Source organism: Mesorhizobium sp. WSM4306, from assembly GCF_007003975.1.
GTDB lineage: Bacteria > Pseudomonadota > Alphaproteobacteria > Rhizobiales > Rhizobiaceae > Mesorhizobium.
In genome coordinates, this window is record NZ_VFTC01000069.1 from 1 (window position 1) to 1,049 (window position 1,049).

The following is a 1,049-nucleotide window of genomic DNA, read 5'->3' on the forward strand; positions in this document are numbered from 1 at the left end:
CCGTTGACCGGATTGTCGGCGGTGAACGAGTAGCTGCCGTCGGCCTTGACCTTGATGAAGCCGTCGCCGATGTCGATCGCCTGCGAGTAGTTGCTGTCGGCCGGATTGAACACCAGCGCCGTGGCGCCGATATGCGTCACCGTGGCGCCGTCGGCGCCGGCAACGAAGTCCAGCGTGCCGGTCACCGTCGCGCCCTCCGCAACGTTCTGCGAAGCCTCATTGGTCGCCGTCGGAGCGTCGTCGTCGAAGGTGACGGTCAGCGTGCCTGGTGCCGTCGAGCCGTCGGCGTCGGTGATCACATAGCCCAGATTGACGGTCGCGTCGGTCGCCTCGTTGTTGGGGCCGCCCGCATGCAGCACGTTGTCGAGCAGCGTCACCGTATAGGCGCCCGTCGCCGGGTCGGTGATCTGGACCTGGAACAGCGCCGTGCCGATGCGGCTGCCGCTGGTGGTGGTCGCCGTCAGCATGTTGCCGACGACACTGTAGGTCACGTTCTCCAGGCCGACCGTCCCGCTGGTGCCGTTGAGCGCCGCGAACGAGAAGCCGTTGGCGCCGGCGCCGTCGCCGCCGACGCTGCCGCCGAGCGTGCCGTTGTAGGTCGCTTCGCTGGCGCTGAACGGAACCTCGCCCGTGTTGGCGTCGAGATCGCCCGTCGTGCTCGCCGGATTGCCACCGGTCAGCCCGTCATCGTCGACCGCAGCCGAAGCAGTGCCGGTCGTCGGATGGTTGGCGTCCGTCACCGCAAAAGCAATGTTGGCGCTCGCCGTGTCGCCGTCGCCGTCGGTCACCGTAAAGGTGGCAGAGGCCGCACCGGTGCCGTTGACCGGATTGTCGGCGGTGAACGAGTAGCTGCCGTCGGCCTTGACCTTGATGAAGCCGTCGCCGATGTCGATCGCCTGCGAGTAGTTGCTGTCGGCCGGATTGAACACCAGCGCCGTGGCGCCGATATGCGTCACCGTGGCGCCGTCGGCGCCGGCAACGAAGTCCAGCGTGCCGGTCACCGTCGCGCCCTCCGCAACGTTCTGCGAAGCCTCATTGGTCGCCGTCGG

1 pseudogene is annotated in these 1,049 nt (G+C 67.8%); it reads right to left on the minus strand.

Annotated elements, in window-relative coordinates:
* A pseudogene (locus tag FJV77_RS32610) lies at positions 1-1,049 on the minus strand (hypothetical protein); the annotation flags it as partial.